Source organism: Micromonospora sp. NPDC047762 (assembly GCF_043204655.1).
Lineage (GTDB): Bacteria > Actinomycetota > Actinomycetes > Mycobacteriales > Micromonosporaceae > Micromonospora.
Map to the genome: position 1 here is coordinate 156863 of NZ_JBIDCQ010000013.1, position 24745 is coordinate 181607.

The 24745-nt window shown below is 70.3% G+C and carries 21 protein-coding genes, 1 tRNA gene, 2 pseudogenes and 5 riboswitches; of the genes and pseudogenes, 18 read left to right on the forward strand and 6 right to left on the reverse strand.

The genetic code is table 11. The annotated features are described in order from the left end of the window. Positions 1 to 194: 194 nt before the first annotated feature. Positions 195 to 278: transfer RNA gene (locus tag ACGF3C_RS31130), tRNA-Leu, on the forward strand. A 19-nt stretch (positions 279 to 297) separates the two neighbouring features. Here the strand turns inward: ACGF3C_RS31130 and ACGF3C_RS31135 are convergent. Further along, a complete protein-coding gene (locus tag ACGF3C_RS31135; protein ID WP_393227285.1) occupies positions 298 to 1572 on the reverse strand; it encodes a recombinase family protein in 1275 nt (424 codons plus the stop codon). 303 nt (positions 1573 to 1875) lie between these two features. On the opposite strand from ACGF3C_RS31135, the gene ACGF3C_RS31140 reads away from it, so the two are divergent. The 3 genes from ACGF3C_RS31140 to ACGF3C_RS31150 all read left to right on the forward strand — a co-directional run bounded on the left by ACGF3C_RS31140 (position 1876) and on the right by ACGF3C_RS31150 (position 3785). Then, on the forward strand, positions 1876 to 2205 hold the full coding sequence (locus ACGF3C_RS31140) for a metalloregulator ArsR/SmtB family transcription factor (RefSeq protein WP_357231105.1): 330 nt from the start codon (positions 1876 to 1878) through the stop codon (positions 2203 to 2205). Next, positions 2205 to 2897 carry a cation transporter gene (locus ACGF3C_RS31145; protein ID WP_357231102.1) on the forward strand — a complete coding sequence of 231 codons (693 nt, stop codon included), beginning with the start codon at positions 2205 to 2207 and terminating at the stop codon, positions 2895 to 2897. The genes ACGF3C_RS31140 and ACGF3C_RS31145 overlap by 1 nt, the downstream gene beginning before the upstream one ends. 231 nt (positions 2898 to 3128) lie before the next feature. Further along, positions 3129 to 3785 (forward strand): DJ-1/PfpI family protein, encoded by a 657-nt coding sequence (locus tag ACGF3C_RS31150; RefSeq protein WP_357231099.1) that lies wholly within the window; start codon positions 3129 to 3131, stop codon positions 3783 to 3785. Between the two features lie 269 nt (positions 3786 to 4054). Here the strand turns inward: ACGF3C_RS31150 and ACGF3C_RS31155 are convergent. Beyond that, positions 4055 to 4411 (reverse strand): annotated as a pseudogene (locus ACGF3C_RS31155) (copper resistance protein CopC); the annotation flags it as partial. Positions 4412 to 4699: 288 nt separating this feature from the next. Next, a riboswitch (cobalamin riboswitch) is annotated at positions 4700 to 4913 on the forward strand. 116 nt (positions 4914 to 5029) lie between these two features. Here ACGF3C_RS31155 and metE point away from each other — a divergent pair. From metE to ACGF3C_RS31170, 3 genes are all read left to right on the forward strand, one after another. Next, positions 5030 to 7279 (forward strand): 5-methyltetrahydropteroyltriglutamate--homocysteine S-methyltransferase, encoded by a 2250-nt coding sequence (gene metE / locus ACGF3C_RS31160; RefSeq protein WP_357231096.1) that lies wholly within the window; start codon positions 5030 to 5032, stop codon positions 7277 to 7279. A 156-nt stretch (positions 7280 to 7435) separates the two neighbouring features. Further along, positions 7436 to 7661, forward strand: a riboswitch (cobalamin riboswitch). Positions 7662 to 7855: 194 nt separating this feature from the next. Beyond that, positions 7856 to 8302, forward strand: coding sequence for an acyl-CoA thioesterase (locus tag ACGF3C_RS31165; RefSeq protein ID WP_393227321.1), 447 nt, complete (start codon positions 7856 to 7858; stop codon positions 8300 to 8302). Between the two features lie 3 nt (positions 8303 to 8305). Continuing rightward, positions 8306 to 8932, forward strand: a complete 627-nt coding sequence (locus tag ACGF3C_RS31170; RefSeq protein WP_357235112.1) for a LysE family translocator — start codon at positions 8306 to 8308, stop codon at positions 8930 to 8932. Between the two features lie 235 nt (positions 8933 to 9167). On the opposite strand, the gene ACGF3C_RS31175 is transcribed toward ACGF3C_RS31170, so the two are convergent. Continuing rightward, positions 9168 to 9620: a hypothetical protein gene (locus ACGF3C_RS31175; RefSeq protein ID WP_357235119.1), complete on the reverse strand. Its 453-nt coding sequence runs from the start codon at positions 9618 to 9620 to the stop codon at positions 9168 to 9170. A 29-nt stretch (positions 9621 to 9649) separates the two neighbouring features. Further along, complete coding sequence (locus ACGF3C_RS31180; protein ID WP_393227288.1) at positions 9650 to 10699, reverse strand: prenyltransferase/squalene oxidase repeat-containing protein; 1050 nt, start codon at positions 10697 to 10699, stop codon at positions 9650 to 9652. Between the two features lie 86 nt (positions 10700 to 10785). Next, a riboswitch (cobalamin riboswitch) is annotated at positions 10786 to 10949 on the reverse strand. 179 nt (positions 10950 to 11128) lie between these two features. Here ACGF3C_RS31180 and ACGF3C_RS31185 point away from each other — a divergent pair. The 3 genes from ACGF3C_RS31185 to ACGF3C_RS31195 all read left to right on the forward strand — a co-directional run bounded on the left by ACGF3C_RS31185 (position 11129) and on the right by ACGF3C_RS31195 (position 12438). Then, on the forward strand, positions 11129 to 11743 hold the full coding sequence (locus ACGF3C_RS31185; protein WP_357235510.1) for a superoxide dismutase: 615 nt from the start codon (positions 11129 to 11131) through the stop codon (positions 11741 to 11743). 6 nt (positions 11744 to 11749) lie between these two features. After that, positions 11750 to 12010 carry a superoxide dismutase gene (locus ACGF3C_RS31190; protein WP_357235507.1) on the forward strand — a complete coding sequence of 87 codons (261 nt, stop codon included), beginning with the start codon at positions 11750 to 11752 and terminating at the stop codon, positions 12008 to 12010. A gap of 74 nt (positions 12011 to 12084) precedes the next feature. Further along, the gene (locus tag ACGF3C_RS31195; protein ID WP_393227291.1) at positions 12085 to 12438 is read left to right on the forward strand and encodes a hypothetical protein; all 354 of its coding nucleotides are present in this window, start codon (positions 12085 to 12087) and stop codon (positions 12436 to 12438) included. Here ACGF3C_RS31195 and ACGF3C_RS31200 read toward each other — a convergent pair. Further along, positions 12426 to 13859 (reverse strand): prenyltransferase/squalene oxidase repeat-containing protein, encoded by a 1434-nt coding sequence (locus tag ACGF3C_RS31200; protein ID WP_357233865.1) that lies wholly within the window; start codon positions 13857 to 13859, stop codon positions 12426 to 12428. The two genes, ACGF3C_RS31195 and ACGF3C_RS31200, sit on opposite strands and share 13 nt — an antisense overlap. Positions 13860 to 13962: 103 nt before the next feature. Further along, positions 13963 to 14085: riboswitch (cobalamin riboswitch) on the reverse strand. A gap of 52 nt (positions 14086 to 14137) precedes the next feature. Beyond that, positions 14138 to 14268, forward strand: a riboswitch (cobalamin riboswitch). 94 nt (positions 14269 to 14362) lie between these two features. Between ACGF3C_RS31200 and ACGF3C_RS31205 the strand changes: the two genes are divergently transcribed. From ACGF3C_RS31205 to ACGF3C_RS31225, 5 genes are read left to right on the forward strand one after another with little or no spacing between them, the layout of a single operon-like run. Next, positions 14363 to 17083: a prenyltransferase/squalene oxidase repeat-containing protein gene (locus ACGF3C_RS31205; protein ID WP_393227293.1), complete on the forward strand. Its 2721-nt coding sequence runs from the start codon at positions 14363 to 14365 to the stop codon at positions 17081 to 17083. Then, entirely contained in the window at positions 17080 to 18027 is a 948-nt protein-coding gene (locus tag ACGF3C_RS31210) for an LPXTG cell wall anchor domain-containing protein (protein WP_357221774.1), read from the forward strand. Before ACGF3C_RS31205 ends, ACGF3C_RS31210 begins: the two co-directional genes overlap by 4 nt. A 4-nt stretch (positions 18028 to 18031) precedes the next feature. Continuing rightward, positions 18032 to 19210, forward strand: coding sequence for a CbiQ family ECF transporter T component (locus tag ACGF3C_RS31215; RefSeq protein WP_357221776.1), 1179 nt, complete (start codon positions 18032 to 18034; stop codon positions 19208 to 19210). After that, positions 19207 to 20844 (forward strand): ATP-binding cassette domain-containing protein, encoded by a 1638-nt coding sequence (locus tag ACGF3C_RS31220; RefSeq protein ID WP_357221778.1) that lies wholly within the window; start codon positions 19207 to 19209, stop codon positions 20842 to 20844. Before ACGF3C_RS31215 ends, ACGF3C_RS31220 begins: the two co-directional genes overlap by 4 nt. Beyond that, entirely contained in the window at positions 20841 to 21794 is a 954-nt protein-coding gene (locus ACGF3C_RS31225; protein ID WP_357221780.1) for an ECF transporter S component, read from the forward strand. The genes ACGF3C_RS31220 and ACGF3C_RS31225 overlap by 4 nt, the downstream gene beginning before the upstream one ends. On the opposite strand, the pseudogene ACGF3C_RS31230 reads toward ACGF3C_RS31225, so the two are convergent. Then, positions 21791 to 22018 (reverse strand): annotated as a pseudogene (locus ACGF3C_RS31230) (transposase); the annotation flags it as partial. The gene ACGF3C_RS31225 and the pseudogene ACGF3C_RS31230 sit on opposite strands and share 4 nt — an antisense overlap. Positions 22019 to 22403: 385 nt before the next feature. Here ACGF3C_RS31230 and ACGF3C_RS31235 point away from each other — a divergent pair. The 3 genes from ACGF3C_RS31235 (at position 22404) to ACGF3C_RS31245 (ending at position 24728) form a co-directional block, all read left to right on the forward strand. Continuing rightward, a complete protein-coding gene (locus ACGF3C_RS31235) occupies positions 22404 to 23045 on the forward strand; it encodes a methyltransferase domain-containing protein (protein WP_357221782.1) in 642 nt (213 codons plus the stop codon). A gap of 773 nt (positions 23046 to 23818) precedes the next feature. Next, positions 23819 to 24205, forward strand: coding sequence for a hypothetical protein (locus ACGF3C_RS31240; protein ID WP_357221784.1), 387 nt, complete (start codon positions 23819 to 23821; stop codon positions 24203 to 24205). Positions 24206 to 24413: 208 nt separating this feature from the next. Further along, positions 24414 to 24728 (forward strand): hypothetical protein, encoded by a 315-nt coding sequence (locus ACGF3C_RS31245; protein WP_357221786.1) that lies wholly within the window; start codon positions 24414 to 24416, stop codon positions 24726 to 24728. Positions 24729 to 24745 lie beyond the last annotated feature (17 nt).

Below are 24745 nucleotides of genomic sequence, written 5' to 3' on the forward strand. Positions count from 1 at the left end.
CGGACACGCCCCGACGGTGTGTCGGTGCGGCCGTTTTGAGGCGGCTTGAGCAGCGGCGAAAGCTCCAGGGGAGAGGCGCCGGAAGGCGATGTGCATGATCCACGAGTGGCGTGTACAGTAACTCCCCGTGCGGCCCGCTGTGCTGACCACCGGATGAAAGATCATCTGGTCGGCAAGGTAGGCTGAACGTGTAGGTCCGGGTGGCGGAATGGCAGACGCGCTAGCTTGAGGTGCTAGTACCCGTATAGGGTGTGGGGGTTCAAGTCCCCCCTCGGACACATCATTACCACATATCGATCATGATCCGCGCAGGTTGGCCTGCGCGGATTTTTCTGTGGTTGGTGTGCAGTGTTCCTGGTCGCAGACGATGGTGATCTTCCTGCTGTGTAGGAGTGTGACCAGGTCGTGTGGGGTCTGGATGCCGCTGGGGAGGTGGGGATGGTCGGCGAGTCTTGCGATGATGTGGTCTTCTCTGAGGTAGAGGATCTTGCGTCGGCGGTTGGTGGGTTGTTGGGTGCTGGTGTGGCCGTGGCGGCATCGGTAGCCGGGGCGTTGGTTGATCCAATGGGATTCCAATCGTCGGCCGCAGGGTCCGCAGCGCAGTAGGCCGGTGAACAGGTAGCGGTGGGTGGTGCCGTCGTGGGCGCTGCGGTGGGAGCGGATGGTCTGGACGGCGACGAAGTCCTGTTCGCTGACCAGCGCGGTGTGGGCCTGTTGCGTGGAGACCACCCAGTCCACGCTCGGGTTCCGCCGGATCGGTGCTCGCTCCGAGCGGCTAGCGTCGGCGTCGTGGTGCGCGGGTTGCCGGTTCCAGACCTGCCGGCCCGTGTAGCGAGGGTTGGCGAGGATCGCCGCGACTGTTCGTAGGGTCCACCGGTTGCCGCTGCGGTGGGGGTTGCGGTCGGGATCGACGTCCGACGGGCACGGTATGCCGGCGTCGTTGAGGGCGCGTGCCATGCTGGCGAGACTCTGGCCATCGAGGCGTTGGGCGAACATCCACCGCACGTGTCCGGCCGTGGCCGGGTCCGGTTCGAGGCGTTGAAGCCGGCGACCCCAGCGCGCCTGGGCGGTGTTCGGATGAGGGCCGGCGTCGGTGAGTCGGTATCCGTAGGGCGGTCGGCCTCCGAGATACCGTCCCTGCTCTCGCGCTTGGGCGCGCATCGCGGTGACGACCCGGAACCGGGCGCGCTGTACCTCGCGTTTCGACTGGGCGCCCAGCATCATGATCAGTGCCTGGTGGGTCGGGTTGTGGTGATCGACCGGCCCGTCTGTCTCGGGCAGCCACAGCTGCACATCGTGCTGTTCGAGCACGGGCGCCAGGTGCTGCAGCTGATTGGCGGAGAACGCCCGCTCGTACTCGCCGACCACGATCGCGTCGAACCCGCGATCTGGATCGTCGAGCGCGGCCAGCAGCGCGGCGGCCTGCGGACGCTGCCGCCAACCGCGGCGGCGAGAGCAGCCGACATCGAAGTACTCGGCGACGATCACCCCGTGACCGGCGACGAGCTCAGTGGCGCAGTCCCGCTGCCAGTGCCGGGACGTCACCCGGTCCTGGTGCTCGACGGTCGACATCCGACCGTAGAACGCAAACCGCAGGCCGGGCTGCCTATGGGTAGGTGGTTGCGGATTGTTCGGCTGGTTGTGGAGCCAACGGGTCAGCGGATCGAGAGCGTCGCTCTGGTTGTTGGACACGCCGACATTCCTACGAAGAATCCTCGTGGTCGAGGCGGACAGGCAGTCCGCTGGCGCTGGTGTAAAGAGAGGTGGGCCGTACGCCGTTGAGACCCAGCGCCAGACGCAATGCCGGGTCGGCAGCCGCGGAGGAACTAATAGTTCAGCATCACATTAATTCAGGAGCTGGTGTATTGTCGGGTCGTGGAGACGCTGACGCATGGGCAGGTACTGGCCCGCTTTGGTCACGCCTTGTCCGACCCGGTCCGGGCTCGGCTCCTGCTCGCGCTGCGCGAAGGCCCTGGCTATCCGGCAAACCTCGCCGAACTATTGGGCACGAGCAGGCAGAACCTGTCCAACCACCTGGCGTGTCTGCGAGGCTGCGGCCTGGTCGTCGCCATACCCGAGGGTCGACGCTCTCGCTACGAACTCGCCGACGCGCGCCTCGCGCACGCCCTGGGTGATCTCCTCGGTCTCGCCCTTGCGGTCGACCCGGCCGCCTGCCCGAGCACCGAGGCCGAGGGCTGCTGCTGATGAGCCTGCCGCACATCTCGCTGACCGCGGCTCCGCCGCCGTCTCGACGGGCGGTGCTGATCCGCCGGGTGCGGCTGTTCGTGGCCGCGACCATCACCTACAACCTCATCGAAGCGGCCGTGGCGATCAGTGCCGGGACGATCGCATCGTCGACCGCGCTGATCGGCTTCGGCCTCGACTCGATCATCGAGGTCGCCTCCGCCGCCGCGGTGGCGTGGCAGTTCTCCGGCCCGAACCATGAACGCCGTGAACGCACCGCGCTGCGCATCATCGCGATCTCGTTCTTCGCCCTCGCCGGCTACGTCGGCATCGAGTCCGTGCGCGCGCTGCTCGGCACCGACCGCCCCGAGCACTCCACGATTGGCCTGCTCCTCGCGGCCGTATCGCTGGCGGTCATGCCGATCCTGTCCGCCGCGCAACGCCGCGCCGGCCGCGAACTCGGCTCCGCCTCCGCGGTCGCCGACTCGAAACAGACCCTGCTGTGCACCTACCTGTCCGCCGTTGTGCTCCTCGGGTTGGCCGTCAACTCGCTGTTCGGCTGGTGGTGGGCCGACCCAGCCGCCGCGCTGACCATCGCCGCCGTCGCGATCAAGGAAGGCCGCGAAGCCTGGCGCGGCGACACCTGCTGCACCCCCACCACAGTGGTAGACGACTCCACTGCACCCGGCTGCGCCGACGGCTGCTGCACCTAACGTGACGACTGGGGCGGGCGCGCCCCGGCGCAGCGCTGGATGAAGGCCCGGAAAGAGCAACGCCTGGTGGTGATTGACGACGGCCCCCGCCGGCGATCACGGAGGCTGGCCTGGTGCCAACAACGTCAGGAACTTTCCCTCCTCCGCCCCCGACTATTCAGATATTGACGGTTATCAGAGGGGTTGCTGGTGAGACGACGGGCAGTGTTGACGGGCGGTGCCGCCGCGAGCGTGGGCACGCTGATCGGCGGGCAGGCGACTGCGGCCACCCCGCGCGATGCGAAAGGGCCTCTGCGGGTACGCATTGTCATGTTCGACGGCGTTGAGGAGCAGGACTTCATCGCGCCGCAGGAAGTGTTCTCGCTGGCCGGGTGGTACAGCAGCAGAAAGATCGACACCGGCTACATGGTGCTCGGCAGGCCTCGCGTCATCACCGCCGCATTCGGCACTCGCGTGACGATCGACCGCGGCTGGCGGCCCGAGGAGGCGGATCTGATCGTCGTACCCGGTGGCGGTCGTCCCGGAGAGCCCGGCATCTGGGCGGAGATCAACAATGGGGCGCTCCCGAAGGCGCTCGCGACGGCACGCCGCCCGGGTCTCACCATCTCGTCACTCTGCACCGGCGCGATCATTCTTGCCGCGGCCGGACTGGTCACCGGCCGTCCCTGCACCACTCACACGGTTGCCAAGAAAGAGTTGGCCGCGCGCGGTGGCGTTGTCAAGAACGCGCGCGTCGTCGACGACGGCGACCTGGTCACCGCCGCCGGCATCACGTCCGGCTTGGATCTGGCGCTGCACCTCGTCGCGCGCGAGCTCAACGCGGACGTCGCTGTCCAGGTCGAAGAGGCCCTTGAATACCAGGCACGGGGCACGGTCTGGACCCGGTGAGGCATTGACGTGGGCCGAGCGCCGGCGTCACCGCTAGTGGTCTGTCTGGGTTGCGGTGTCTCGGCCGCGTTTGATGCCCGCTTCGCTGCCGCCGGTTCCGTCAGCGGCGGCGCAGGACGATCACGTTGTCGGTCACCTCGGCGGACTCGCCGCTCGGGCCGGTCGCGGTGCGGGTGCGGGCCTCGCAGATGACGGTCTGCCAGTGGGACGGCGACCGACAGGTAGCTCACCGAGTACTGACCTTTGGCGGGCAGATGCGCGAGGGCCACCACCGCCGGGAAACCCGTCGTGTACTCGCGAGGCTCGAACTGGCCGTTGACCAGGAAGTACTCCCGTACCGGCTTGTCCAGCGGCTTGGGCTCCCCGTACGTCCAGCCGTTGTCGACCCGGCTGCCGCCCGGGGCGGTGATGGTGAAGTACGCGTTGGCGGCGTCCTTCTCGGTGAAGTACAGCCGCACCGTCGTCAACGGCTCGTTCACAGTGGCGCCGGCCACCGGTGTGGACATGGCGAGGGTCCCGTGAGCCGCGGCCGGCGGAGCGGACGCGAGCAGTGTGACCGCCGAGGCGAGGACGAGCGCGAGCAGGCCCGAGACCATGCGGCCAGGAGACTGAGGGAGACGACGCATCTGAATATCCTCACCGCGGTGAGGCTTTTCGCAAAAGGTCGCGATCTTTTTCCTCAGGTAGCAAAAGTTGGATACGCTGCGGTTCCAGCCCTGTGTCACACATGTGAAAGGCTGTGCCGTCGTCGAGGCGGGGCGGAGTCCTCAACGAGCGTTCGTGTCCGGGTGGACGCGGGTCTCGGTCGCATCGAGGGGCTCAGAGGGTTCGCCCTGGCATGAGGTGGAGGCGCGCCGCGACGTCGTTGGTCCCGCAGGGCGGACATGCCAAGCCCAAATCGCGTACGGAGCCCTAGGATGGACAACGGTGTTGGTTCGCCGTGGCCTGAATGGTCGTGGCGTCGTAAGAGGGAACCCGGTGCGAGACCGGGACTGCCCCGCAGCGGTGAGTGGGAACGACCGCCGTCATCAAGCACTGGGCCGCGAGGTCTGGGAAGCGACGGCCAGTAGGCGACCGAACAGGTCACGCCCGCGAGTCCGAAGACCTGCCAGCGCCGCGCATGCCAGCCGGTGTGCGCCGCCGATGGTCTCTCGGGACGGCCGGGGCGGAAGCCGGTACGCATCCGTACCCCTTCCTTCCCTGCTGTGGCGCGAGTCCTCGGCCGCTTCGAGGGAAGGACCCCCATGAACACCGCATTCGGTCAGAGCACCGTGCTCGGTTATCCGCGCATCGGCGGCAACCGTGAGTTGAAGAAGGCCGTGGAGGCCTACTGGGCGGGTCACATCGACGCGGAGGAGTTGGAGACCACCGGCACCGCGCTACGGGGTGAGGTCTGGCGGGCGCTGCGCGACGCAGGTCTGGACGCGATTCCGTCCAACACGTTCTCCTACTACGACCACGTGCTCGACACCGCCGTGGCCGTCGGCGCCATCCCGCAACGCTTCACCCGCCTCGGCCTGTCCGAGCTGAACACCTACTTCGCGATGGCCCGCGGCGTCGACGCCGAGCCGGCACTGGAGCTCACCAAGTGGTTCGACACGAACTACCACTATCTGGTGCCGGAGGTCGGCGCCGACACCGTCTTCGCGGCGAACCCCGCGAAGGCGTTGCGCGAGTACCGCGAAGCCCGTGACCTCGGCATCGAGAGCCGCCCGGTGCTGGTCGGACCGGCCACGTTCCTACTGCTGTCCAAGCCCGCCGACGGGGGCGGGCAACCGTTTGACCGGTTGGCGGACCTCATCGACGTGTACGCCGACATCCTGGGGACGCTCGCCGACGCCGGAGTGCGGTGGGTGCAGCTGGACGAGCCCGCCTACGTGAGCGACCGCAGCGAGGCTGAGATCGCCGCGCTCCGCGACGCGTACACCCGGTTGGGCGCCGTGCAGCAGCGGCCGAGGATCTTCGTCGCCACCTACTTCGGGGAGCTCGGTGGCGCACTGCCCGCTCTGCTGGACACGCCCGTCGAGGCGATCGGCCTGGACCTGGTCGCCGGGCCCGGCAACCTGCAGCGGCTCGCTGGCGCGGGGCAGTTGCGTGGCAAGACGATCGTCGCCGGGCTTGTCGACGGCCGCAACGTCTGGCGCACCGACGTGCGAGCGGCGATCAGCGCCGGCGCGGCGGTGACCGGGCTCGCCGACCACGTCGCGGTGTCCACATCGTGCTCGCTGCTGCACGTGCCGGTGGACCTGTCCGTCGACACCGCGCTCGATCCGGACCTGCGCCACCGGTTGGCCTTCGCCCGGCAGAAGGTCGACGAGGTCGTCCTGCTGGGTCGGGCGCTGCGCAACGGCACCACGACCCTGCCCGCGCCGCTTGCGTCGGCCCCGCCGGGATGGCATGACGACGGTGTGCGAGGGCGCCTCGCCGCGCTGCGCGGGGTGGACCGGCAGCGCGGCGCCTACCCGCAACGCGCTGCCGCGCAGCAGGCGAGGCTGAGTCTGCCGGCGCTGCCAACGACCACGATTGGCTCGTTCCCACAGACCGACGAGCTGCGCAAGGCCCGCGCCGCGTACCGGGCTGGGCGACTCGACGAGACGGGTTACCAACAGCGGATGCGAGCTGAGGTCGAGCGGGTCATCCGTCTTCAGGAGAGGTTGGGTCTCGACGTGCTGGTGCACGGCGAGCCGGAACGCAACGACATGGTCCAGTACTTCGGCGAGCAGTTGAGCGGGTTCGCCGCCACCGAGCACGGCTGGGTGCAGTCCTACGGCTCCCGCTGCGTACGCCCGCCGATCATCTACGGCGATGTCACCCGCAAGGCACCCATGACCGTCGGTTGGTCCACCTACGCCCAGTCGTTGACCGACAAGCCGGTCAAGGGGATGCTCACCGGTCCGGTGACGATCCTGGCCTGGTCGTTCGTCCGCGCCGACCAGCCGCTCGGCGACACCGCCGATCAGGTCGCGCTCGCCTTGCGCGACGAGTGCCGCGACCTCGAAGCCGCGGGCATCCGGGTGATCCAGGTCGACGAGCCGGCCCTGCGCGAGACGCTGCCGTTGCGCAAGGCCGACCGGAATGCCTACCTGGACTGGGCGGTCGGCGCGTTCCGTCTGGCGACCTCCGGCGTCGCCGACGGCACCCAGATCCACACCCATCTGTGCTACTCGGAGTTCGGCGAGGTCATCACCGCCATCGACGCTCTCGACGCCGACGTCACCAGCATCGAGGCGTCCCGTTCGAAGATGGAGGTCCTCGACGACCTCGCCGCGATCGGATACCGCCGCGGCGTCGGACCCGGTGTGTGGGACATCCACTCACCGCGGGTGCCCGCGCACGACGAGGTCGTCGAGGCGCTGCGTCGGGCAGCGGCGGCGGTCCCTGTCGAGCGGCTGTGGGTGAATCCCGATTGCGGTCTCAAGACCCGCGGCTACGCGGAGGTGCAGGCGTCCCTCGAACATTTGGTAGCCGCTGCTGCCGAGCTTCGCCGCGAGTAACGCGCTGTGCCGGGTGGGATCTCGAGCTGATCCCGCCCGGCACGCCGGGCAAGCAAGTTCCTGGATGAGCAGCAGTAGCGGGGTGAGGTCAACTCGGCCGCAGGGGAACAGTGCGGGCCGTCGTCGAGCCCCTGCCTACCGCGTGGGTGGGCTCGTCGATCAATTAGAATGGCTGGTGGCGCTGGTTCGCCCGATCGTGACTGATCGGGCGTCGTAAGAGGGAACCCGGTGGGAATCCGGGGCTGCCCCGCAGCGGTGAGTGGGAACGACCGCCGTCATCAGCACTGGGCCAGTGGCCTGGGAAGCGACGGCCAGTAGGCGATCGGCGTGCAGCCGGTCGGGCCCGCGAGTCCGAAGACCTGCCGGCGCCGCGTACACGACCGTGTGCGCTGCCGTCGGCCTCGCGGGTGGGCTGGGCGGGTGACGTGCCGGGCGGTGTGCGCCGGTGTGTCCTCGTCAGCGTGTGCCCGCAGTCCGGTGGTGTGGTTTCCCGAGGGACGGACTACCGCTGTGCACGACACCACCACGATCGCCGGCCGGGCGCCGTCGGCGTCGCACCTGACCCTGTCGCAGATCATGGACCAGCACCACACGAACCTGATGGGTACGGTGCACGGCGGCCGGATCCTCAACCTCATCGACTCCGTCGCCGGTGTGGTCGCCGCCCGGCACTCCGACGGGCCGGCGGTGACCGCCGCCATCGACGAGACCGCGTTCCTGCGCGCCGTGCGGGTCGGCGACGTCGTGCACGTCGACGCCCGGATCACCTGGGCCGGACGCAGCTCGATGGAGGTGGCCGTCAAGGTCACGGCTGACCGGTGGGACCGGGCGGTGCCGCCCACCGACGTGGCCACCGCCCACCTGGTCATGGTCGCCATCGACGACGAGGGTCAGCCTCGTACGGTGCCGCCGCTGCTGCCGGAGACCGACGGGGACCGGCGTCGGTACCGGGAGGCGGAGATCCGCCGGGAGCACCGGCTGGCGCTGCGGAGGGCGTTGCTCGACGGCGCCGAGGAGGTCTGAGCCGTGCTCGGACTGTCCGTTGCGACGCTGGCCGGCTACCTGGCTGCGATCGTCGTCCTCATGGTTACGCCCGGTCCGGACATGATGTTCGTGCTGGCCACCGCCGGCCGCTACGGCACCCGCGCCGCGGTGGTGGCCGCGTTCGGTGTCGCCGCCGGGGAGGCCGTGCACGTGGCCGCGGTCGTCGGCGGTCTCGCCGCGGTCATCTCCGCCTCGCCGGTGCTGTTCACGGTGATCCGCTGGGCCGGCGCGGCGTACCTGGTCGTTCTAGGCCTGCGGGCGCTACGCGCCGTCGGCGCCCCGGTCGCCGGCGAGCCGGAGCAGAGTGGTCGCGCTGGGCGGGCCTTCCTGCGCGGCTTGGTGACCAACCTGCTCAACCCGAAGATGATCCTGTTCAGCGTGGCGTTCCTGCCCCAGTTCGTCGACCCGGCAGCGGGCAGCGCCACCGCGCAACTGGTGCTCCTCGGCGCGATCTTCGTCGCGGTGCAGCTGACCGTCGACATCGCTCTGGGCGTGATCGCCGGCCGGGCCGCCGGCCGGATGACGGACGGCCGTTGGTCGCGGCGGATCAACCGGATCTGCGCGGTGGCGTTCGTCGCGCTCGGCGTACGACTGGCGCTCGGCTCGTAGCGTCGCCTCGCCGGGTTGATGGCTGGTGGCCGGGCAACCTGGGTGGGCGGACCGGCCCGCGGTGCGCAACGGGCAGGTGTGGGTGGTCGACGGATCCGCGTACTTCAACCGCCCCGGATTAACGCCACCGGACGACTGATGTGGTGCCGCCGAGGGCTGCTGGTGCGTCGGGGGCGGTGCCGTTGCGCAGCTCGGTCGTTCGGGACTCCGGTGCCGGCACCACCCCCGGCGCATGTTAGGGCGGGGAGATCGACGGAGCCTGCCCGGAGCCGAAACGCCATCCTTCGACGGTGCCCTGCGCGGGGTTGTAGCTGCTGGCGCCGAGCGTGCTGTAGGACCAGGTGCCGCCGGGCACAGCGTGCCAGTACGACCAGTACGCGCTGGCCGGGGGAGTGTTGACGCATGGTTCGGAGGCGGGTGTGGGATAGCCGTTGATGCGGCAGACGAAAGCAAGCCCCCAGCGTTGGGTGCCCGTCACGGTGAAGCCCGCGCCCTGCAACGCGGCCAAGCCGGTCGGCGGGTCTCCGAGCCGGCAACCGGTCTGCACGCCGAGGCCGAACGCGGTGAGGTCGACGACCACCGTGACGCCCGCGCCCGGCGCGCACGCCGCTGCGTGTGCGGCGCGCGGAACCGGGTCAATGACGATCAGGCCGACGCTGGCGACGGCAGCCGCGAGCAGCAGCGCCATCCGTCGCCGAATCGTCGCCCGCTGCGCGGTCACCACGGTGCACACGCCAGGACGGGAGCGGCGGGCTGGGCGCCGCTGGCCGACAGGGTCGCGTACCCGGTGCCGGCAAGGCCGGGGACGGCCTGAGCGGTGGCACGCACCGCGGTGGTCGCGTCGAAGCCACCCGAGGTGTACGCGATGGCGCCGCGCTCGGTGGAAGGCCCGGTGCAGGCCACCTGGAGGCCGATGAGGAACTGGCGGGCGCGCAGCCACGGCAGCGGTCGCCCGGCGACGGCCAGTGCCTGGGCGGCGAGGCCGGTGCTGTTCGCGTTGGGCACGCCGTTGGCGGAGAATGAGCCGTCACCGCCCTGCACGGAGACCAGCCACTGTGCAGCCGAGGCCGCGACGAGCGGCCGGTCCGCCGCGAGCAGAGCCTGGACCGCGATCGCTGTCGCGTCGACGTCGCTGACACACGTCGCCTGCCCGAACAGCAGTGGGAAGCCACCGTCGGCGCACCGGCTCGCGGCCAGGAACGTCACCGCGGCCGGTGGTGCGCCGCCAGCGCGGTCCGACGCCAACACCGCGAACGACTGGGTGAACGTGTTGCTGTAGTCGCCGAACGCTGAACGGTCGGAGTATCGACCTGACGGAGTCAGCAGACCGCCGAGGCGGGTGAGCAGATCGACCCCGCCGAACGCCGCCGGGTCGAGGCCGCGGACCTGGGCGCCGAGGGAGAGCTTCGCGGTCGCGCCCGCGTACGCCTCAGTGCCGTCGCCGATGTAGCCGGTGAGCACAGCGGGTTGGGCGAGCCACGACACCGCATTGGCCGCGGTCGTGTCCGCCACCTTCGCCGCAGCGAAGGCGAACACCGCGTCGAGGGTGAGGCCCTGGTCGGGGTAGGCGACGCCGTCGAAGACGACCTCGAAGCGTTCACCGTCGACGGACTGGCGGGCGAGCCAGCCGGCGGCGGCATCGACCCTGTTGAGGGTGGGCGGCGATGCTGACGCGGCCGACGGTGTGACCGTCAGCGCCAGCGTGAGGGCGGCGAGCGCGGCGGTCGCGAGGACGCGGGCGCGGTGCCGGAGGGGGCGGTTGACCATGAGACGGCGCCTTTCCGGGCTCCGTTGGTCCGAGACAGCCCGACGCTGTCGGGCGGCTCCGACCCGTGGGCCACGACGGGTTGGGGATGCGCAACACGTGCACGGACGGGTACTCGGGCTCGCGGCGTTTGCACGTTCGTCGCCGCCTACCGTTGCGGGCCAGCGCCGGATTTCGACCGGACTTCCCCCATCAGCGCACAGGTATGAAGTTGTGGCGCCCAGTCTCACCGCCCGTGGTGGTCACCGTCAATGTCGACGATCCGACGGCACTCGATCCCGGCCCGTGGTTCAGTGGCCCGCCGTCGCCGGCGGTGCAGCATCGTGGTCCGTTGTGCCGACGATCAAATTACGTCCCCTGACGACACGTGGACGCTTGTTGCAAGATAATGGCAACAACCATAGCTTGGCAGCATTGAGAGGACGTACCCCATGGCCGTGTACAACCTGCCCGACCTGCCCTACGACTACGGCGCACTCGAACCCGCGATGTCCGGGGAGATCCTGGAGTTGCACCACGACAAGCACCACGCCGCGTACGTCAAGGGCGCCAACGACGGCCTCGACCGGCTCGCCGAGGCTCGCGACAAGGGCGACTACGCGACGCTTGTCGGTCTGGAGAAGACGTTCGCGTTCAACCTGTCCGGGCACGTCCTGCACTCGATCTTCTGGAACAACCTGTCCCCGGACGGCGGTGACCGCCCCGAAGGCGAGTTGGCCGCGGCGATCGACGAGCACCTCGGCTCCTTCGACGGCTTCGCCGGCCAACTGTCGGCGGCGACGAAGGGCGTGCAGGGCTCCGGCTGGGGTGTTCTCGCGTGGGAGCCGCTGAGCCAGCGGTTGATCGTGGAGCAGGTCTACGACCACCACGGCAACGTCGGGCAGGGCTCCACCCCGATCCTGGTGTTCGACGCTTGGGAGCACGCCTACTACCTGCAGTACCGCAACGTGCGTCCGGACTACGTGGACCGGCTGTGGAACCTGGTCAACTGGACCGACGTCACCGCCCGTTTCGACGCCGCCCGCGCCGCGACCCCGAAGATCTGACCCGGCGTGAGCGGCTATACCCCTGAGGCCGCAGAGATTGTCCAACGCGCCGCCGGGGTCATCGCGGCCAAACACCGCGGTGACCTCGCCGGCGCCGAGGAGTTGATGTCGGCGTTCAGCTCCGAGCAGGCCCGTACCCTCGGCTTCTACCTACTGGCCGACCTCGCGCTTGGCCTGGTCAAGGCACAGAGCGGCCAGTCGATGGACGATCTGGTCCGGGAGCTGTCCCTGCTCCTGGCCGACACCGCCCAGTCCCCACCGGCATGACCGTCCGCTGGGTTCCGCCCGAGGCGGAACCCAGCGGACAACCACAGCACCACCGCCCACATCGGAGGAACCTGATGCGCCGCAAGATCGAGCACCGCATCCTGACGATGGACGGGCGGCAGGTGGCCGTGCTCGCCGTAGCCGACTTCGAACGGCTCGATGCCGCCCGTCGCCAGCTCGGCGCGAGCGAAGCCCAGGCGCACCAACTTCGCCAACAACTCCGCGATGCCCGCCGTAGGCTCGCTCGCCTTGAGGGCCATGTCGGCGTCGAGTCAGGCACCAGCGCGTCGGCGGGAGAACCAGGTCGCTGCCGATGCGTCGACGTGCCGCAGCCGGGCGGTCCGTGCAACCCCAGCGGAGGGCGGCGACCAGCGGCGGCGATCGGACCGCCGCTGGTCGCACCATTACTGGACGGTCAGGCGCCGTAGCGCAGGTAGAGGGTGTCGCCGACGGTCACGGTCGTGCCGCGGGTCGCGGTGGCCAGGGTGCCGCCGTCCCTGGACACCTTCCAGGTGGAGGAGCCGCTGTTGGCCAGGCCGTTGATCGAGGTGATGGTGCCGGTGCCGCTGGTGGGGATGCGGGCGGTGACACAGCCGCTGGGGGTGGCGGACCCGATGGCGGCGTCCAGCACGGCGCCGAGGGTGGTGGTGGCGGCGGTCGGCGTCAGAGTGACCGCGCAGGGCTTGATGGTGCCGCTGCCGTTGTCGATGATCACGGCGAGTCGGCTGGCGGTGCCGGCGGTGAATCCGCTCGCCGCGACCCAGGTGGGCGCCCCGGCGGTGACCGGGGTCGGGGGAACGGCGGTGTAGCCCGCGCCGGCCAGGGCCCGCACCGCGTCGATCGAGGCGTACGCCGACGGAGTGGTGTTGGTGGGCAGGTACTTGAACCCGCCGCCGGTCAGCTGCTGAGCGCGCAGGAAGTCGATCGGGGTCTTACCGGCGGTGGTGGTGAAGTCGGTGCCCTGGCTTGGGATGCCACAGGCGTTCAGCCCGGAGACCGCCCAGGCGTTGGAGTCGGTGTTGACGCCGAACATCGAGGTGAAGGCGCCGGAGGCGTTGACGAGCTTGCCCTTGAGGAAGTTCTTCGCCTGGACGATGTCGGTGTCGGTGTTGGGCACCCCGGCGACGCAGAGGGCGGCCATGGCGGCGCCGGTCATGTCGATGTCACTGGCGGCGGCGAGTTGGGTGGGGTTGCCCTCGGCCTGGCTGAAGGTCCAGCCGCCGTCGTTGTGCTGGTTGTTGCGGATCCGGGTGACCGACAGGTTGAGCAGCGCCTGCGGTACGCGGGCGGCACCGGTCTGGGTCTTCGCGCCGGCCAGGGCGAGGGTGGCGAAGACGGTGCCGTTGACGTTGGCCGGCGGGCCGTAGTAGCCGGCCGAGCCGGTCTGCCAGTAGGCGATGGTGTCGGCGATCAGGTTGCGGGCGGGGGAGACCCGGGCGGGGTCGATGCCGGCCGCGTAGGCGTTCAGGACGCCGCGCTCGTAGTCGGTGACGACGGGGGAGGTGCTCGGCCAGGACGCGGCGGAGAGGTGGTTGCGGTAGACGGTGCGGGCGTTCTTGGTCGTGTCGCCGGAGGGGTAGACGTCCACGGCCGCGACACCGGCGGGGGCGAACGCGCTGAACGCCCATTCGTTCGACAGCCCGCCGCTGGCGTAGCTTCCGTCTGCGGCCTGCAGGGTGCGCAGGTAGGCGACGCCGTTGGTCTTGGCGGTGGCGATCTGCGCCGCCGTCGAGGTCGCGGCGGCCGGTGCGGCACCGGTCGCGACCGCGACGACAGCGGCGATCAGCGCGGCGGCGGGAACCGTCGCGAGACGTCTCCGGCGACTGCCGGGGGAAAGGCGCGAGGACATCGGGTCTCCTTGGGGTACGGGGCACGACTGCCTCGACCCGGGGCCCAGCGGGAGAGCCGGCGGAGCGGGGCGGGCCGGCCGCAGGACGCGTGGGACGGATACCGCAGGTGCTGCGTCACCACGTGGGTAGTCGGGCTCGGGACGGCCAACCGTCCTCACCGTTGCGCGTCAGCCCCGGATTCCCACCGGGTTCCCCCACGCGATGACGCGGTCACGGTATGGGAGGAAGCCCCTACCGCGCGCTGTTAGGTAGATGACACGCCCTCGCGTTGACGAGGTGGTCGCGGTTGTGGTCCGATGACCGCGATCCAGCAGTCAGGGGAAGCCGGTCAAAGTCCGGCGCTGGCCCGCAGCCGTAGGTCCCGTTTCGGGACGAGTCGGATTACCTGGCTGGATAGTGCACCGCAGCGCCGTCGAGGTACACGGCGCGGAGCAAGATTTCCGAGACTTGTCCTCGGGGTCCGCGTCCGCGCCTGCGCCGCTAGCCCCTTGAGAGAGTCGCCATGTCTCCACTGGTCAGTCGAACGTCGCGGACTTCCGCGCCGTGGTTGGCGTTTGTCGCCGCGGTGACGCTCGGCGCGTTGGCACTGGTGGTGCCGACCCGTGCGGCGATCGCCGATCCGCTTGAGTCCTGCACCCCGACCCAGGGCGCCATCGTCGCGGTCGATTTCGGCGCGTGGGGCGGGCCGCTGCTGCGGGGCTGCGACGTCACTCCGACCACCGGCCTGGACCTGCTGCACGAGGCGGGTTTCACCACGACCGGCACCGCTCACGACGGCCCGGGTTTCATCTGCCGGATCGGCTCACCCGCCTTCGAGTCCGGTGCCGAACGCCCGGCGCCGGCCGACGAGGCGTGCCAGTTGACGCCGCCGGCGACGGCCTACTGGTCCTACTGGATCGCCCCGGCCGGGCAGGAGCACTGGACCTACAGTCCACTCGGCGCGATGTCCCAGCGGCCCGGCCCGGGTGAGGTCGAGGCGTGGGTCTTCGGCGGCACCGACATCGGCGGCGCCACCGGGGCGCCGAGCTTCACCCCCGCGTCGGTGCGCGCGAGCGGCCCGACTCCGACCGCGACCCCGACTCCGACCCCGACCGGGACGCCCGCACCGGCGCGCCCGACGGAAGCGCAGGTCAAGGCGGTTGCGAGTTACCTCGTGGGGCAGCTCGCCGACGGCGACCACGTCGACAACGGTTTCGTTGACTACTACCGGACCGTCGCCGTCGCCATCGCCCTGGCCGGGACCGGTGGGCAGGACCAGACCCTCACGAAGGTCGTCGACTACCTGCGGGCACACGTCGACGCCGCCATCTTCCCGAACGGTGGCACCGCCGCACCCCACATCGCCAACGTCGCCAACCTCGCGCTGTTGACCACGATCACCGGCGGCAATCCGCGCGCGTTCGGAGGTCGTGACCTGATCGCCACGCTCACCGACCGGGTGTGCGCCGCGACCGACGTCGACGCCGGCTGTGCCGCCGCTGGTGACTTCGCCGGATCGAGCGATCCCCTGACCCACGCGACCGCCCTGCTCGCGCTCAAGCGGGCCGGCGTCACCCCGCCGGCCGCGACCGTCACCCGACTGACCGAGCAGCAGTGCGCGACCGGAGCCTTCGCCGGTGTATGGCGCAGCCCCACCGACGCCTGTGATCCAGACCTCGCGGCCACGACCCTGGCCGTCCTGGCGCTGCACACGCTCGGCGCGACGCACGATGCCGCGCTCGGTTCGGCCAAGGCGTTCCTGACCGGCGCGCAGGAGACCGACGGCGGTTACCAGCCGTACACCGGCGCGGGGGTCACCGACACCTACTCCACCGGGTACGCCGCGCAGGCCCTCGCCGTGCTGGGTGTCGCCGACCGGGCTGCCACCGCCACCGGTTTCCTGGTCGGGCGGATCGTCACCGGCGGTGGGCTCAACCCCGACCCGAGCAACCCGGACGCTGACCTTGCCGCCACCGGCGCGGCGGCGCTCGCACTGGCCGGCAAGAACCTGGCCACCCTGGGTGAGACGCCGCCGCCGGCCGGACCGCGACCCGATCTGGTCAAGGGGGTGTCCTACCTCGTCGCGCCGACCAATCTGGTCGACGGCAGGTACTACGAGTCGTTCCCCGGCTTCCCCGACTTCGGGTTGAGCATCGACGGCGCGTACGCCCTGGCCGCCACGGGCGGGAACGACGCCAAGCTGCGGGCGATCGTCGAGTTCCTGCGCGGCGGCGGCGCTGTCGGTGACGGCGGGTTCACCGTCGACTCGTGGCTCGGCATCGGCACCGACTACGCCGCCGGCGGCGCGATCGGCAAGGTCGCCCTCCTCGCCCAGGTCACCGGCTACGACCCACGGTCCTTCGGTGGACACGATTTGATCGCCGCGCTGGGTGACGTGACCTGCGCCAAGCTCGACGAGCAGGCCGGCTGCGCCGGGGCCGGCAACTACCGGTACGCCACCTCGGTGTTCGGGCAGTCGCTGGGCATCATCGCGCAGCTCCGTGCCGGACAGGGCGACGCGGCCGCCAAGCCGATCGCCTTCCTCAAGGGACTTCAGCGCGCGGACGGGTCGTTCCCCAGCCTCATCCCGGCGGGGGACGCCGACCGGGACGTCGACAGCACCGCGATGGCCGCGATGGCTCTCGCGCCGCTGACCGATGACCCGGCGGCGGTCAACGCCGTCGACAAGGCGTTGACCTGGGTCGCGTCGGCGCAGAAGGAGCACGGCGGTTTCCCCGGCGCGGCCGGCGACTCCACCAACTCCACGGCGCTCGCGATCCAGGGCCTCACCCTGCGCGGCGACACCTACGCCCGACAGGTCGACAAGGCACTGTCGTTCCTGGCCGGTCAGCAGAACGACGACGGCGGGTTCACCGTCGCCGCCGGCGGTCAGGCCGGCTCGGACCTGCGCGCGTCCACCCAGGTCGTCGGCGGCGCGACCGGCATCTCGTTCGCCGCCCTGACCCGGGACGTGCACGAACTGCCGGGCCCGGACCCGTCCAGCACCCCGACGACCAACCCGACCGCGACACCGACCGCGAGCCAGTCGTCGTCCCCGTCGGCAGCCCCGAGTGTGTCTCCGCCGTCGGCCGGCGCCGGCGGGCACTCGTCGGGCAACCTGCCCCGCACCGGCTGGTCGATCATCACGATCACCCTGCTGGCGTTGGTGCTCGTCGTCGCGGGCGTCCTGCTGCGGGTCTCCGCACGCCGTCGCGCGGTCTCCAGCACGGGCGGTCTGTCGTGACGGCCCGCAGGTGGCGCCGCTCGATAGTGGCGCTGATGATCGTCGGCGCGCTGGTGGTGACGCCCGCACCGGCGCTGGCCGACCCGCTGCCGATCGGGCAGTGCACCACCTCGTCCGGGGTGATTCTCGCGGTGGACTTCAGCCGCTGGGGTGGGCCGCTCCTGCGGTCCTGCGGCACCACCCCGACCACCGGCTACCAACTGCTCAACCAGGGCGGCTGGCGCACCACCGGGACACAACACGACGGGCCGGCGTTCATCTGCCGGATCGGCTACGCGGGCCACCAGGGCGGCACCCAGTACCCCACCCCGGCGGACGAGAGGTGTGCTCTCACCCCGCCGGCCAGCGCGTACTGGTCGTACTGGCACGCCGACCCGGGGCATAACAGCTGGGTCTACAGCCAACTCGGCGCGATGAGCTACAAACCCAAGCCTGGCAGCGTCGACCTGTGGATCTTCGGGGCGACCGACATCGGGGGCACCGAGGGACGGCCCCGGCTCAGTCCGGACAGCGTCCGCGCCCGCAACAGCAAGCCGACCGGCACGGCCACCACCGCTCCGCCCCCCGTCGCACCCACCCCGGCTCAGCCGGGCGGCGGGAATCCACCAGGCGTCGGCAACCCGGGCGCTGGCAATCCGCCGCCGGGCAACCCCGGCGTCGGCAACCCTCCGCCCGGCCTCCCGCCGGCGGGAGCGCCGACGCCGATCCCGATGAGTGGTACGCCTACGCCCCCGGCCGGCGAAGCTATCTCACCGGCCGCGGTAGGACCGTCCCTGCCACCGAACGCCACCGTCGAAGGACCACGCATCCTCGACGCGGAACCCACCGTGACGGCAGCCCGCCAGGACACCGGTTCGGCGCTGCCGGCACTGATCACGGTTGGGCTGCTGGCGCTGCTCGCCCTCGCCGGCGGTGTCGTCGGCTGGCGACGCCGCCGCACCTGACCCGATGCGCCCGATCCGTACCGGCCTTGTCCACCGCCTCGCGGTGGCCCGGTTGCCGCGCTCCCTGCATCCGGTGGCTTGGTGGCTGTGGGCGCTCGCGCTGGCCACCGCCGCGAGCCGTACCAGCAACCCCCTTCTCCTGCTGCTCATCTTCGCGGTGCTCGGTTTCGTCGTCAGCGCCCGCCGCACGGACGCGCCGTGGGCACGGGCGTTCCGCTACTACCTCTACCTCGCGCTGATCATCATCGCGATCCGGGTGGTGTTCCGGACGGTCTTCGCCTCGGGCATCACCCCCGACGACCACATCCTGTTCCGGCTCCCGCAGCTGCCCACGCCCGAGTGGTACGCGGGAATCCAGATTGGTGGTCCAGTGTCCCTGGAGGCGACCCTGTCCGCCTGCGTTGACGGGCTCCGGCTGGCCTGCCTGCTGTGCTGCATCGGTGCCGCCAACAGCCTCGCCAACCCCAAACGCGCCCTGCGGGTCCTCCCCGGCGCGCTGTACGAACTCGGTGTCGCCGTCACCGTCTCGTTCAGCGTCGCACCGCAACTCGTGGAGAGCGTCCAACGGGTCGCCCGGGCCCGCCGGTTACGTGCCGGACGGGCCAGGGGCCTCGGTGCCGTACGGGCCATCGTGATGCCGGTCCTGCACGACGCGCTGGACCGGTCGCTGCGGCTGGCCGCCGCCATGGACTCGCGCGGCTACGGCCGGGTCGGCACCGCCACACCGGGCTCGCGGCGGCTCACCGGCGTCCTCATGCTCACCGGCATGGCCGGCCTGTGCGTCGGCGTGTACGGCCTGCTCGACCCGCGCGTGCCCCGCCCGGTCGGGCTCGGCGGCCTCGGCGGTGGTGTGCTGCTCTGCGTCGCCGGGATGGCGCTCGGTGGGCGTCGGGTCTCCCGCAGCCGTTACCGGCCGGACCCGTGGCAGTGGCCGGAGTGGACGGTCGCCGGCTGCGGCGTCGTCACGGCCATCGTGCTCGGTGCCGGCACCGGCTACGACCCCGCCGCGCTCAACCCGAGCCTCTACCCGCTGCACTGGCCCAGCCTGCCCGCACTACCGGCCGCCGCGATCCTTGTCGCCGCCCTCGCGGCGATCGCCGCACCGACACCGCCGCGCCCGCACCGACCGCAGCCCGCCGCCGTACGGGGCCGCGCCGCCGACACCGCAGGAGCACCGTCATGATCCGCTTCGAGCGCGTCAGCATCACGTACGACGGTGCGCCCCGCCCCACCCTGCGCGACGTCGACCTCGACATCGACGAGGGAGAGCTGTGCCTGGTCGTCGGGCACACCGGCGCCGGGAAGTCGACACTGCTCGCCGCGATCAACGGGCTCGTACCGCACTTCAGCGGCGGCACCCTCCAGGGCAGCGTGCGCGTCGCCGGCCGGGACACCGCCGACCACCCGCCCCGCGAGTTCGCCGACCTGGTCGGCGTCGTCGGGCAGGACCCGGTCGCCGGGTTCGTCACCGACACCGTCGAGGAGGAGTTGGCGTACGGGATGGAGCAGTTGGCGCTCGACCCGGCGGTCATGCGGACCCGAGTGGAGGAGACCCTCGACCTGCTCGGCCTCGTCGACCTACGCCGCCGTGGCCTGCACGAACTCTCCGGCGGTCAGCAGCAACGCGTGGCGATCGGCGCGGCGCTGACCGCCCACCCACGGGTGCTCGTCCTCGACGAGCCCACCTCCGCGCTCGACCCGACCGGGGCCGACGACGTTCTCGCCACCGTCACCCGGCTGGTTCACGACCTAGGTGTCACAGTCGTGCTGGCCGAGCACCGACTGGAACGTGTCCTGCCGTACGCCGACCGGCTCATCCACGTCGCCCGCGACGGCACCGTCCGCCACGGTGACCCGGCCACGCTCGTCGCCGGCACCACCGTCGCGCCGCCAGTGGTCGCACTCGGGCGCCTGGCCGGCTGGTCACCGCTACCCCTGTCGGTACGCGACGCCCGCCGGCACGCCACCACACTGCGCGACCGGCTCCCCACCACGCCCCCGCAGCCACACCGCCACTCACACGCCGAAGCCCAGAACGCACTCACCGCCGCCGGTGTGATCGTCCGGCACGGATCGGTCGTCGCCGTCCGTGGAGTCGACCTGACTCTGGTATGCGGTGAGATCACCGCGCTGATGGGGCGCAACGGCTCCGGCAAGTCGTCCCTGCTCTGGGCATTGCAAGGCTCGGGTCTCCGGGACGGCGGCAGCATCGCCGTTCCCGACCCGGCGCACGGCGACGACCTTGACCCGGGTCGGGTGGGTGCCAGCCAGGCCCGCCGACTCGTCGGTCTCGTCCCGCAGACCGCCACCGACCTGCTGTACCTCGACACCGTCGACGCCGAACTCGACCAGGCCGACCGCGACGGCGCCGAGCCGGGCACCGCGCGACGGCTCCTCGACGGCATCGCCGCCGGCATCGACGGCGACAGCCATCCCCGGGACCTGTCCGCCGGGCAGCAGCTCGCCGTGGTCCTGGCCATCCAACTCGCCGTCACCCCCGGTGTTGTGCTCCTCGACGAGCCCACCCGTGGGCTGGACTACCAGGCCAAGGCCGCACTGACCCGTACTCTCGACAGCCTCGCCGCGCAGGGCCGTTCCGTCGTGGTGGCCACCCACGACGTTGAGTTCGCCACCGCCGCCGCCGACCGGGTGGTGGTGATGGCCGACGGTGAGATCGTCGCCGCCGGCCCCGTTGCGGCCGTCCTCACCGCGTCGCCGACGTTCGCCCCGCAGGTCGCGAAGATCCTCGCGCCGCTGCCGTACCTGACGGTCGGGCAGGTAGCCGCCGCCCTCGACAATCCGGAGGTACGCGCGTGACCACGCTGACCGTCGCCGTCCGCGTGCCCGGCCGTGCCGTGCTCGCGATCACCATGGCGTCGTTCCTCGGCTTCGTCGCGTTTCTCTGGCCGTTCGTTGTCGCGCCGGGCACCTTCGGCTCCACCCAGACTCCTCCGCTGATGTTCGGGGTGCTGCTGCTCCTGGTCCTCGCCGTCATCTTCGCCGAGATCGCCGACGGCAGGATCGACGCCAAGGCGCTCGCCATGCTGGGCGTGCTGTCAGCGATCAACGCGGCCCTGCGACCACTCGGCGCCGGCACCGCGGGCATCGAGACGGTCTTCTTCATCCTCGTGCTCGCCGGCCGGGTCTTCGGACCCGGCTTCGGCTTCGCGCTGGGCTGCACCTCGCTGTTCGCCTCCGCCCTGCTCACCGGGGGAGTGGGACCGTGGATGCCGTACCAGATGTTCGGCTGCGCCTGGGTCGGCATGTTCGCCGGTCTCCTGCCCCGGATCCGCGGACGGGCCGAGATCGTCCTGCTCGCCGCCTACGCCGCGGTCAGCGGATACTTCTTCGGGTTCATGCTCAACCTGTCCTTCTGGCCGTTCTCGCTCGACCCGACCAGCTCGATCGCCTACCAACCCGGCCTGCCGGCCCTGGAGCAACTCCACAGGTACCTGACCTTCTTCACCGTCACCTCGCTGGGCTGGGACACCGGGCGGGCGGTCACCACCGCCATCCTCGTCACCCTCGCCGGGCCGGCAGTGCTCGGCGCGTTCCGGCGCGCGGCCCGACGTGCACGTTTCCGGGCTGCCCCGACGTTCACGGCCGCTGCTGTGCCGTCCCCGGCCAGCCCCAGAGCCTCCTCCGCTGATGGTCGGCCTCTGGCGCCTGATCCGGACAGCGACACGACAGCGGGCATCGGTGGTCGGCCGCCGACCGCCCGACGGGGCTGTCTCGCTAAAGGTGTTTCCGGCGATCTTGGTTCGTAGGTTTCAGCGGCTGGGAAGCGGTCGCTGAAGGTGATGGCGAAGGCGTTCAACGCGGGTTTCCAGCGCGTCGTCCATCGGGTTCGGCCTGCTCCGGTGGGGTCCAGGGACCGGGTCACCAGTTACTGACAATTCAACGCGGCCAGTTCGTTGGGGACGTGGCCGCGGGCCTTGACCGCTCGCCGGTAGCGGGCGATCAACGATTCGATTGCGTTCGCAGAGCAGATGCAGCCCATCCGGACCGGTCAGCGACAGCCCTTGTTCCTTGGCTGCCCGGACCAGCTCGATGGCGGCTTTCGCCTCCGCCGAGGGCTCCGCCCGCTTCTTCCGTCCGGTCTGATCGGTTCTGTGTCGCGGGTCATCACGGCACGCGGTGGCCGTCTCCATACCCATGCCACGCCCAACGCCAAAGCCAAGTGAGTTTGGAGTATTAGATAGACCCGCACACCCGATCTGGGCTTGGCCATTGACACCTATCGCGCCGACCCGTGCGCCTGAGCCCTCGTTGTCCCGCCGAACGGCGTTTGCCGATCCGGCAAGTTTTCTCGCCGGCGCCATGGAACAACGGGCACCATGCCGGTGGAGCCCGATCGATCGCGAGGACGTGAGCGCATGAAGTACATGGACCCCCCGGACGCGGCGACACCGGCCGAGTTCTGGGAGAGCCTGCACCAGCAGGTCGCCGCCTCCTCGTGGGAGGTACGCGTCAACCCGATCCTTGCCGCAATGGTCGGCGACCTTCCGCCGGGCGCTGCCCTCGACCTGGGATGCGGTCAGGGCGGCGACAGCCTGTGGCTCGCCCAACGCGGCTGGCAGGTCACTGCGGTCGACATCGCCGATGCCGCCCTGCAACGGGTAAACGAGCGCGCCGCCCAGGAGCGGCTGAGTGACAGGATCCGTACCGAACGGCACGACCTGTCGGATTCCCTGCCCTCGGGCACCTGGGACCTGGTGAGCGCTCATTACCTGCACAGCCTCTTCGAGTTCCCCAAGGCCCGCATCCTTCGTGAACTCGGCGAACAGGTGAACCACGGCGGCGTGCTGCTGATCGTCGACCATGGTTCGGTGGCCCCATGGTCCTGGAACCAGGGGGCCACGATTCCCACCCCGGACGAGACCCTGGCCGGTCTGGCCCTCGATCCCGCGTCCTGGCAGGTGGGCTGCTGCGAAGCCCGCGATCGGACGGCCACCGGCCCGGGCGGCCAGACGGCCAAGGTGACCGACAATGTGATCGCCTTGCGCAGGACGGCCTGACAGAATCTTCGCGCCGAAGGCGACCTTGGACCGGCTGGTACCGCCACGTCACCCTGGCCATGCTCGCCCTCGCCGTCCTGACCATCCTCACCGCCACCGCCCAGCAACCCCACGCTGACACGGAGATCATCGCGTTGACCGTCGCCGAGATCCGCCGACTCGTCAACGCCTTCGTCCTCGCCGCTGCCCTCCCACCAGGGCACATCCTGCACCGGTCGATCTGGCGACGAACATCCCAAGCCCAAGCCCGCCGATCCCACTACCAGTGCGGACCTGGAGCGCGTCGTGCACCAGCCGGCGGTTGTTCCCGGCTGGGACAGCCGTCAAGGCTCGCGTCATCTCCCGCTCGGGCAGGATCAGCAGCCCTTCGCGGGAGGCGTCCAGGGCCCCGGCAAAGTCGTGAACACATCGAGCCGGATGACGGGATCAGGCGTGTCCGGGTCTTCCAGAATGTCGCACACTGGGTTCCGCTCGACTGCGGCCGTTACCTCAGCGAGAAACTCGACCAACTTCGTCGTCTTCTTGATCGCATCCTGACTGAGAGTCACGCTCGCATGCACCCCCTGTTAGTTGACAGGCAACGTCACAGACTGCGCTGCCTACGATCAAGATCACAAGGGTGATGCCGTGCGTGCAGCATGAGTGAAACCCCTGAGCAGGGGTGCGGCCCAAAATCGGGCACCCGTCGCCACCTCACCTCTGCGGTGTTCGCGGGCGGCGCCGCGATAGTCTGCAACGGATGAAGCCGTCGGCTCGAAGGTGAGGCTTGCCCGATGGGTACCAGCTACGAACCGATGAGTCTGGCCAGGTTGGCCACCCATCTGGTGTCCGCGGACACCGACCAGACTCGCTGGAAGCTCGTATGGGAGTTTCTGGAGGAGTACCGCTGGGAACTCGCCGAAACCAGGGTCGACCTGTTACGAGATGAGCCCGGGCTAACCGGAGACCCACGGTGGGACGCGCTGCTTGCCGCGCTCGCGGAGCACCTGCTGGCTCAGGCAGATCTTGCCCCGCCCGCATGGGTCGACGCACGTGTGCTGCGCCGGGCATGGTTCCCGGCCGAACTGGCCATCCACCGGGCCGACGCCCTGGCATGGGCCCCGGCTGCATTCCGGAAGCACGGTGTTTACCTCTCCGTTCACGACCTGGCCGCGGCGTGAGCGGATCAGACAGCGTCCTCATGGGGCGCGCGGAACTCGAACGCGCGTTCGCTCACCTGGGCGACCGGCTTGTCCGGCGCGGAGTCGTCGCTGACATCTTCATTGTGGGTGGTGCCGCGATGGCGCTCGCCTCGACGCGAAACGGGTTACCAGGGACGTCGACGCGATGTTCGTCCCGCACGGAGTCGTCCTCGATGAGGCGCGTGCAGTGGCCGACGAACTGGGCCTACCGCCGTGGTGGCTCAACGAGCAGGCCAGCGTGTATGTATCCGGCAAGGACGACCCGGGCAAGCGGCGAGTCTTCGACCACCCTGGCCTGCGCGTGATGGCCGCCTCGCCGGAGCACATCTTCGCGATGAAAGCGCTCGCGGCGCGAACCCGCGACGTGGACGACCTTCGCGCCTTGGCGGCGCTGGCCAAGATAGCGACGGTGGACGACGCTATACGTCTGTGCGCCGACTTTTACCCCGACGAAGCGATCTCGCCACGAGCAATGGGAGTTATCCGCGAACTTTTCGGATGATTCGGCTCCCCATGCGG

Bases quoted from the DNA above. Each gene is read 5' to 3' on its own strand.
- ACGF3C_RS31135 (WP_393227285.1), bottom strand. From the start codon at position 1,572: ATGTCGACCGTCGAGCACCAGGACCGGGTGACGTCCCGGCACTGGCAG.
- ACGF3C_RS31145 (WP_357231102.1), top strand. From the start codon at position 2,205: ATGAGCCTGCCGCACATCTCGCTGACCGCGGCTCCGCCGCCGTCTCGA.
- metE (WP_357231096.1), top strand. From the start codon at position 5,030: ATGAACACCGCATTCGGTCAGAGCACCGTGCTCGGTTATCCGCGCATC.
- ACGF3C_RS31165 (WP_393227321.1), top strand. From the start codon at position 7,856: ATGGACCAGCACCACACGAACCTGATGGGTACGGTGCACGGCGGCCGG.
- ACGF3C_RS31175 (WP_357235119.1), bottom strand. From the start codon at position 9,620: ATGGCGCTGCTGCTCGCGGCTGCCGTCGCCAGCGTCGGCCTGATCGTC.
- ACGF3C_RS31180 (WP_393227288.1), bottom strand. From the start codon at position 10,699: ATGGTCAACCGCCCCCTCCGGCACCGCGCCCGCGTCCTCGCGACCGCC.
- ACGF3C_RS31185 (WP_357235510.1), top strand. From the start codon at position 11,129: ATGGCCGTGTACAACCTGCCCGACCTGCCCTACGACTACGGCGCACTC.
- ACGF3C_RS31195 (WP_393227291.1), top strand. From the start codon at position 12,085: ATGCGCCGCAAGATCGAGCACCGCATCCTGACGATGGACGGGCGGCAG.
- ACGF3C_RS31200 (WP_357233865.1), bottom strand. From the start codon at position 13,859: ATGTCCTCGCGCCTTTCCCCCGGCAGTCGCCGGAGACGTCTCGCGACG.
- ACGF3C_RS31205 (WP_393227293.1), top strand. From the start codon at position 14,363: ATGTCTCCACTGGTCAGTCGAACGTCGCGGACTTCCGCGCCGTGGTTG.
- ACGF3C_RS31215 (WP_357221776.1), top strand. From the start codon at position 18,032: ATGCGCCCGATCCGTACCGGCCTTGTCCACCGCCTCGCGGTGGCCCGG.
- ACGF3C_RS31220 (WP_357221778.1), top strand. From the start codon at position 19,207: ATGATCCGCTTCGAGCGCGTCAGCATCACGTACGACGGTGCGCCCCGC.
- ACGF3C_RS31235 (WP_357221782.1), top strand. From the start codon at position 22,404: ATGAAGTACATGGACCCCCCGGACGCGGCGACACCGGCCGAGTTCTGG.
- ACGF3C_RS31240 (WP_357221784.1), top strand. From the start codon at position 23,819: ATGGGTACCAGCTACGAACCGATGAGTCTGGCCAGGTTGGCCACCCAT.